Raw genomic sequence first — 6,458 nt, 5'->3', positions numbered from 1 at the left:
GCATCAGACAGGATGTCTGACTAAGGGGCGGAGCAATCCCCGGCCCGGCGGACGACGCCGCTCCGCAGACGCAAGCCGGCCGCACGCACGCAGCTGCGCCCCGGAAAAAGTAAAAGGCCGGCAATGCCGGCCTTTTTCATGCGCAACCGCTGACCTCAGTCGGCCAGGTTGCGGCCGTGGTAGAGCTCTTCGATCTCGCGCTTGAGGCGCGCTTCGATCTTCATGCGCTCCTTGAACGACAGGTTCTTGGCCTTCTCCTCGAACAGATAGTTGTCGAGGTCGAACTCCTTCAGGTGCATCTTCGTGTGGAAGATGTTTTCCTGGTAGACATTCACGTCGAGCATCTCGTAGCGCGACTTGATGTTCTTGGCCAGGTAATCCTGGATCGAATTGATCTTGTGGTCGATGTAGTGCTTGCGGCCCTTGATGTCGCGCGTGAAGCCGCGCACCCGGTAGTCCATGATGACGATGTCGGACTCGAGGCTCTCGATCAGGTAGTTCAACGCCTTCAGCGGCGAAATCACGCCGCAGGTGGCCACGTCGATGTCGGCGCGGAAGGTCGCGATGCCGTTGTCCGGATGCGTCTCCGGATAGGTGTGCACGGTGATGTGCGACTTGTCCATGTGCGCGACGACGGCGTCGGAAATGATCTCCTTGCCCGCATCCTTCTTGTCGATCACCGGCTCCTCGGAAATGAGGATGGTCACCGACGCGCCCTGCGGATCGTAATCCTGGCGCGCGATGTTGAGGATGTTGGCGCCAATGATCTCCGCCACATCCGTCAGGATCTGGGTCAACCGGTCGGCGTTGTAGGCCTCGTCGATGTACTCGATGTAGCGACGGCGCTCGTCCTCGGATGCCGCGAAGCAGACATCGTAGATATTGAACGAGAGAGCCTTGGTGAGGTTGTTGAAACCCTGCAACCTCAGGCGAGGCAACGGCTTGACCACGGTGGGGGGTCCCGGTACGGCGGTGAGGGGCGAGATTATGAGGCAATTGTCGTTACGGGGGAACGCGCGTGTACCGACGGGTCCACCGAGCCCCGCCGAACCTGAACCGGCACTGCCGTCACAGGTTCGGCCTCCGCCGGGTGACGCTCTACGGCGGATATTTGCCCAAAGCGTTAGTTCGGCCTAAGCTCGACGCATCACAAAACCTTCACGCCCATGTCCGCCAATCCGGTTGTTCCCTCGCCTGCCCTGCGCCGAACCAACAGCCCACTGCTGCCGGACGGCGCGACCATTGAGCGATTCCTTGCTCATTGCCACCGTCGTCGTTACCCGTCGCGCACCGACGTGTTCCGGCCCGGTGACCCGGCCAGCACGCTCTATTACATCGTCTCAGGCTCGGTCAGCATCATCACCGAGGAAGAGGACGGTCGCGAACTGGTGCTGGGCTACTTCGGCCCCGGCGAGTTCGTCGGTGAGCTGGGCTTGTTCATCGCCAGCGACCAGCGCGAGGTGATCCTGCGCACGCGCAGCACCTGCGAGCTGGCCGAAATCGGCCACGAGCGCCTCTACGACCTGTTCCTGACGCGCCTGTCGCTGGACGCCCCGAAGCTGCTCTACGCCATCGGCGCGCAGATCTCGCGGCGCCTGCTCGACACCAGCAGGAAGGCCGGTCGCCTGGCCTTCCTCGACGTGACCGACCGCATCGTCCGTGCCCTGCACGACCTTGCCAAGGAACCGGAGGCGATGAGCCATCCGCAGGGCACCCAGATCCGCGTCTCGCGCCAGGAGCTGTCGCGCCTGGTGGGTTGCTCGCGCGAGATGGCGGGCCGCGTGCTCAAGAAGCTGCAGGCTGACGAGAAGCTCCACGCCCGCGGCAAGACTGTCGTCCTCTTCGGCACCCGCTAGTGGGACGCGTCGCCGGTTCCGCCGACACCTCGATCCGGGTGCGGGCCGCGGAACTCGGCGACGCCAGCGACGTCGCGAGGCTGCTGGGCGAGCTGGGCTACCCGTGCAAGCGTGACGAGGCCGCCGAACGCATCGCGGTCGTCCGCCATGACCCGCGCCAGCACCTGCTGCTGGCCGAAATCGACGGCGAAACCTGCGGCCTGGTGTCGCTGTACACCCTCTACTCGGTCGTCCACGGCGACGAACTGGCGCGCATCACCGGACTGGTGGTGCAGGCCGGCTGCCAGGGCCAGGGCATCGGCCGGCGCCTGTTGCGCGAAGTCGAACTGATCTCCCGCCGCCTCGGCGTGCGCCGCATCGAAGTCACCAGCAACGCCCGCCGCGCCGAAGCCCACGCCTTCTATCGCCATTGCGGCTACGCTGACGGCTCGCTGCGCTTCATCAAGGCGCTCGGCGACTAAACTCCCGCCTCCGCCAGTTCCATTTTTCAACTATTTCAGCAAGGACCGCCGATGCAGTGCCCGAAGTGCAGTTCGCCGATGGAAACCATCGACCTTCTTTCTTCGCGCTCGCAGCGCTGCACCCATTGCAGCGGGCTGTGGTTCTTCATGGGCGAGGAGCGCCTGCTCAAGGCCCAGGCCGAGGTCGTGGACACCGGCGATGCCGCGGTGGGCGCGCAGTACAACCACGTCGACCGCATCAAGTGCCCGAACTGCGTCGACAGCCAACTGGTGCGCATGGTCGACCCGCAGCAGCCGCACATCTGGTTCGAAAGCTGCAGCTTCTGCTTCGGACGCTTCTACGACGCCGGCGAGTTCCGCGACTTCGCCGAGCGCACGCTGCTGGAGTTCTTCCAGGACATGGACGCGCCCGAGCGCGTCTAGCCCGTCTGGCGAGCGATCACGAAACCCGGTCGCCGCCGCGCTGCTTGCAGCCCCAGTTGAGGATCGGCGTCCCCGGCGGCAGCACGCGGCGGAACATCGCCACCCGGCTGTGCTTGGGGTTGACCACCACCGGCTTGCGCGCCGCCTGCAGCAACGGCAGGTCGGCGCTGCTGTCGGAATAGGCCACCGCGATCTGGTCGTAACCGGCGTCCCAGATCATCCGCATCTTGTTGCGGTGATGGCAGTGTTCGACCGTGATCATGCCGCCCAGGAACGGACCGCTGATGCTGCCGATCACCGGCAGGTCCTCGTGCGCGACGAAATCGAGGATCGCGCGCGCCAGTTCCGGCGAGGCGCCGGTGGCGATGATCACGCGGTCGCCGGCATCGCGGTGGCGCTGCAGCACCTTGAGCGCCACCGGCAGCAGCCGCGCGCGGATCTGCCGCATGTGGATGCGCACGTACTCGTCGATCAGATGGTCCATGTCGCCCCGGCGGTGCGTGCCGACGGTGCCGATCCACAGGTAGACCGAGATCGCCCGCCGCCGGGTCGGCAGCCACGCGATCATCGGCAGGAGCAGCGGTGACAGCATCAGCGCCGCGGTGATCCGCGCCCAGTGACGCTGGATCAGCCACAGCACCAGGTGGCTGCCGGAATCGCCGTCGTACAGCGTGTGGTCGAAGTCGAACACGACCAGCGGCGAGTACGGACGCCCGGGATCCGTCTCCGTGCTCATGCCGCGAACAGCCTGTGGAGCGCGGCGCCCGGGTCGGTTTCGCGCATGAACGACTCGCCGATCAGGAACGTCTGCACGCCGGCCTCGCGCAACATCGCCACGTCAGTGCGGGTCGCGATGCCGCTTTCGGTCACCAGGGTGCGGTCGGGCGGCACGGCGGTGCGCAGCGCCAGCGTGGTGTCGAGCGAGACCTCGAACGTGCGCAGGTTGCGATTGTTCACGCCGATCAGCTCGCAATCGGTCTGCAGCGCGCGCTCGAGCTCGTCGATGTCGTGCACCTCGACCAGCACGTCCATGCCCAGCTCCATCGCCAGGTTGGCCATCTCCACCAGCGGACCGTCCTCGAGGGCGGCGACGATCAGCAGGATGCAGTCGGCGCCGATCGCGCGGGCTTCGTAGACCTGGTACGGGTCGATCGTGAAGTCCTTGCGCAGCACCGGCAGCGAGCAGGCACCGCGTGCTTCGCCCAGGAACAGGTTGCTGCCCTGGAAGAAATCGACGTCGGTCAGCACCGACAGGCATGCGGCGCCGCCTGCTTCGTAACTGCGGGCGATGTCGGCAGGATGGAAGTCCTTGCGGATCAGCCCCTTCGACGGGCTGGCCTTCTTCACCTCGGCGATCACCGCCGACTCGCCGGCAAGGTGGCGCTTGCGGATCGCCTCGACGAAGCCGCGCGTCGGCGGCTGCTGCAGGGCGCGGTCGCGCATCTCCGCGAGCGTTCGCACCCGGCTGCGTTGCTGGATCTCCTCCGCCTTGCGGGCGAGGATGGTGTTGAGGATGTCGCTCATGGGCTGTGGACCAGTGAAATGTGCGGAAAGGGAAAGCGGGATGGACGCGACCTGGACTGTTACTCGCTGCTGTCCACCCGTTCTTTCGCCATCGCCTTGCCGTAGGCGCGCTCGACTTTCGCCACGCGCAGTTCGTAATGCTCGTACCAGTGCTGGCGCCCGTAGGCGCGGGTCGCCGCATGTTCGGCCTGCTGGCGCCAGGCAACGATCGCGGCCTCGCTTTCCCAGTACGACACGGTGATGCCGAAGCCATCGCCACCACGCGTGGACTCCACGCCGAGGTAGCCCGGCTGCTGCGCGGCCAGCTCGACCATGCGCTGCGCCGCCTGCGCGTAACCGGCATCGTCGTCGCCATTGCGACGGGACGAGAAGATCACCGCGTAGTACGGCGGTTGCGGCAGGCGGGCGAAGGCGTCGTCCATCTCACGCCCCCACTGCAGGCTGGGACTGTTCGGCCAGCTCGCGCGTCGCGGCGACGAATTCCTCCAGCTTGGCGTGCGCCGCACCGGAGGCCAGCGCCGCGCGTGCGCGATCGATGCCCTCGGCAATGCTGTCGGCGACGCCGGCGGCGTAGATCGCCGCGCCGGCGTTGAGCGCGACGATCTCGCGCGGCAGGCCGCTTTCATTGCGCAGCGCCTGCAACAGCAGCGCGCGCGACTCGTTGGCGTCATTCACGCGCAGGTTGCGGCTGGCGGCCATGGCAATGCCGAAGTCCTCCGGATGCACTTCGTATTCGCGCACCACGCCGTCGCGCAGTTCGCCGACCAGGCTGCCGGCGCCGAGCGAGAGTTCGTCCATGCCGTCGCGGCCCCACACAACCAGGGCGCGGCGGGCACCGAGTTCCTGCAGCACGCGCACCTGGATGCCGACCAAGTCGGGATGGAACACGCCCATCAGGATGCTCGGCGCGCCGGCCGGATTGGTCAGCGGGCCGAGGATGTTGAAGATCGTGCGTACGGCCATTTCACGGCGCACCGGCGCCACCACCTTCATCGCCGGGTGGTGGACCGGGGCGAACATGAAGCCGATGCCGCAGCGGTCGATGCACCGGGCGACCTGCTCGGGCTGCAGCTCGATCGCCGCGCCCAGCGCCTCGAGCACGTCGGCGCTGCCGGACTTGGACGAGACGCTGCGGTTGCCGTGCTTGGCCACCTTGGCCCCGGCCGCGGCGACGACGAACATGCTGGCGGTGGAGATGTTGAAGGTGTGCGCGCCATCGCCGCCGGTGCCGACGATGTCGACCAGCCCGGTGCGGTCGGCGACCTCGACCGGCCGCGCGAACTCGCGCAGCACGGTGGCGGCCCCGGCGATCTCGCCCACCGTCTCCTTCTTCACCCGCAGGCCGGTGAGGATCGCCGCGGTCATGGTCGGCGACACTTCGCCGCGCATGATCATGCGCATCAGCTCGACCATCTCGTCGTGGAAGATCTCGCGATGCTCGATGGTGCGCTGCAGGGCTTCTTGCGGGGTGATGGGCATGGGGGGCTGCCAGGTGCTCGGATGCGACGGGAAGTGGTGGACGAAAGACCGGTTGCCCGGCCGTCAACGGTCCAGGAAATGCTTGAGCAGCGCGTGGCCGTGCTCGGTCAGGATCGATTCGGGGTGGAACTGCACGCCTTCGACCGGGAACTCGCGATGGCGCAGACCCATGATCTCGTCGAACTCCACCGCGCCGGTGGCGTCGTCCGCGGTCTCGCTCCAGGCGGTGATCTCCAGGCACTCGGGCAGCGTCTCGCGCGACACCACCAGCGAGTGGTAGCGGGTGGCCTCGTAACCATCAGGAAGGCCGGCGAACACGCCCTTGCCCTCGTGGCGGATGCGCGAGGTCTTGCCGTGCATGATGCGCTTGGCGCGGATGACGTCGCCGCCATAGGCCTGGCCGAGGCTCTGGTGGCCCAGGCAGACGCCGAAGACGGGGATGCGCGGGCCGAGCTGGCGGATCACGTCCACCGACACGCCGGCCTCGTTGGGCGTGCACGGCCCCGGCGACACCACGATCCGCTCCGGCTGCAGCGCCTCGATCTGGGCGACGCTGAGCTCGTCGTTGCGGACCACCTTCACTTCAGCCCCGAGCGTCTGCAGGTACTGCACGAGGTTGTAGGTGAAGCTGTCGTAGTTGTCGATCATCAGCAGCATGACGCGCTTTCCGCCTTGGTTCCGAGCACCCAGCCCTGAATGATAGCGGCAGCGGCGC

At 66.8% G+C, this 6,458-nt stretch carries 9 protein-coding genes; 3 read left to right on the top strand and 6 right to left on the bottom strand.

Annotated features, from left to right (window positions below):
* Window positions 1–155: 155 nt before the first annotated feature.
* Complete coding sequence (gene speD / locus AC3A3Q_RS12560; protein ID WP_200606931.1) at window positions 156–950, bottom strand: adenosylmethionine decarboxylase; 795 nt, start codon at window positions 948–950, stop codon at window positions 156–158.
* Between the two features lie 216 nt (window positions 951–1,166).
* Here speD and crp point away from each other — a divergent pair, with 216 nt between their 5' ends.
* From crp to AC3A3Q_RS12545, 3 genes are read left to right on the top strand one after another with little or no spacing between them, the layout of a single operon-like run.
* Complete coding sequence (crp, locus tag AC3A3Q_RS12555) at window positions 1,167–1,856, top strand: cAMP-activated global transcriptional regulator CRP (RefSeq protein WP_441816861.1); 690 nt, start codon at window positions 1,167–1,169, stop codon at window positions 1,854–1,856.
* Complete coding sequence (locus AC3A3Q_RS12550) at window positions 1,856–2,317, top strand: GNAT family N-acetyltransferase (protein WP_487586567.1); 462 nt, start codon at window positions 1,856–1,858, stop codon at window positions 2,315–2,317. Before crp ends, AC3A3Q_RS12550 begins: the two co-directional genes overlap by 1 nt.
* Window positions 2,318–2,368: 51 nt before the next feature.
* Window positions 2,369–2,740 carry a TFIIB-type zinc ribbon-containing protein gene (locus tag AC3A3Q_RS12545; RefSeq protein ID WP_487586566.1) on the top strand — a complete coding sequence of 124 codons (372 nt, stop codon included), beginning with the start codon at window positions 2,369–2,371 and terminating at the stop codon, window positions 2,738–2,740.
* A gap of 16 nt (window positions 2,741–2,756) precedes the next feature.
* On the opposite strand, the gene AC3A3Q_RS12540 is transcribed toward AC3A3Q_RS12545, so the two are convergent.
* From AC3A3Q_RS12540 to AC3A3Q_RS12520, 5 genes are all read right to left on the bottom strand, one after another.
* Window positions 2,757–3,476, bottom strand: coding sequence for a haloacid dehalogenase-like hydrolase (locus AC3A3Q_RS12540; protein WP_487586565.1), 720 nt, complete (start codon window positions 3,474–3,476; stop codon window positions 2,757–2,759).
* Window positions 3,473–4,264: an indole-3-glycerol phosphate synthase TrpC gene (gene trpC / locus AC3A3Q_RS12535; protein ID WP_487586564.1), complete on the bottom strand. Its 792-nt coding sequence runs from the start codon at window positions 4,262–4,264 to the stop codon at window positions 3,473–3,475. The genes AC3A3Q_RS12540 and trpC overlap by 4 nt, the downstream gene beginning before the upstream one ends.
* Window positions 4,265–4,323: 59 nt before the next feature.
* Entirely contained in the window at window positions 4,324–4,686 is a 363-nt protein-coding gene (locus AC3A3Q_RS12530; protein WP_487586563.1) for an antibiotic biosynthesis monooxygenase family protein, read from the bottom strand.
* 1 nt (window position 4,687) lies between these two features.
* Window positions 4,688–5,743, bottom strand: a complete 1,056-nt coding sequence (trpD, locus tag AC3A3Q_RS12525; protein ID WP_487586562.1) for an anthranilate phosphoribosyltransferase — start codon at window positions 5,741–5,743, stop codon at window positions 4,688–4,690.
* Window positions 5,744–5,806: 63 nt separating this feature from the next.
* Complete coding sequence (locus AC3A3Q_RS12520; RefSeq protein ID WP_487586561.1) at window positions 5,807–6,400, bottom strand: anthranilate synthase component II; 594 nt, start codon at window positions 6,398–6,400, stop codon at window positions 5,807–5,809.
* Between the last annotated feature and the right edge of the window lie 58 nt (window positions 6,401–6,458).

Source organism: Lysobacter sp. Soil_C_59, from assembly GCF_057656415.1.
The sequence above is the reverse complement of the archived record's forward strand: the minus strand, read 5'-3'. Positions and strand labels throughout refer to the sequence as shown.

Bases quoted from the DNA above. Each gene is read 5' to 3' on its own strand.
- crp (WP_441816861.1), top strand. From the start codon at position 1,167: ATGTCCGCCAATCCGGTTGTTCCCTCGCCTGCCCTGCGCCGAACCAAC.
- AC3A3Q_RS12545 (WP_487586566.1), top strand. From the start codon at position 2,369: ATGCAGTGCCCGAAGTGCAGTTCGCCGATGGAAACCATCGACCTTCTT.
- AC3A3Q_RS12540 (WP_487586565.1), bottom strand. From the start codon at position 3,476: ATGAGCACGGAGACGGATCCCGGGCGTCCGTACTCGCCGCTGGTCGTG.
- trpC (WP_487586564.1), bottom strand. From the start codon at position 4,264: ATGAGCGACATCCTCAACACCATCCTCGCCCGCAAGGCGGAGGAGATC.
- AC3A3Q_RS12530 (WP_487586563.1), bottom strand. From the start codon at position 4,686: ATGGACGACGCCTTCGCCCGCCTGCCGCAACCGCCGTACTACGCGGTG.
- trpD (WP_487586562.1), bottom strand. From the start codon at position 5,743: ATGCCCATCACCCCGCAAGAAGCCCTGCAGCGCACCATCGAGCATCGC.
- AC3A3Q_RS12520 (WP_487586561.1), bottom strand. From the start codon at position 6,400: ATGCTGCTGATGATCGACAACTACGACAGCTTCACCTACAACCTCGTG.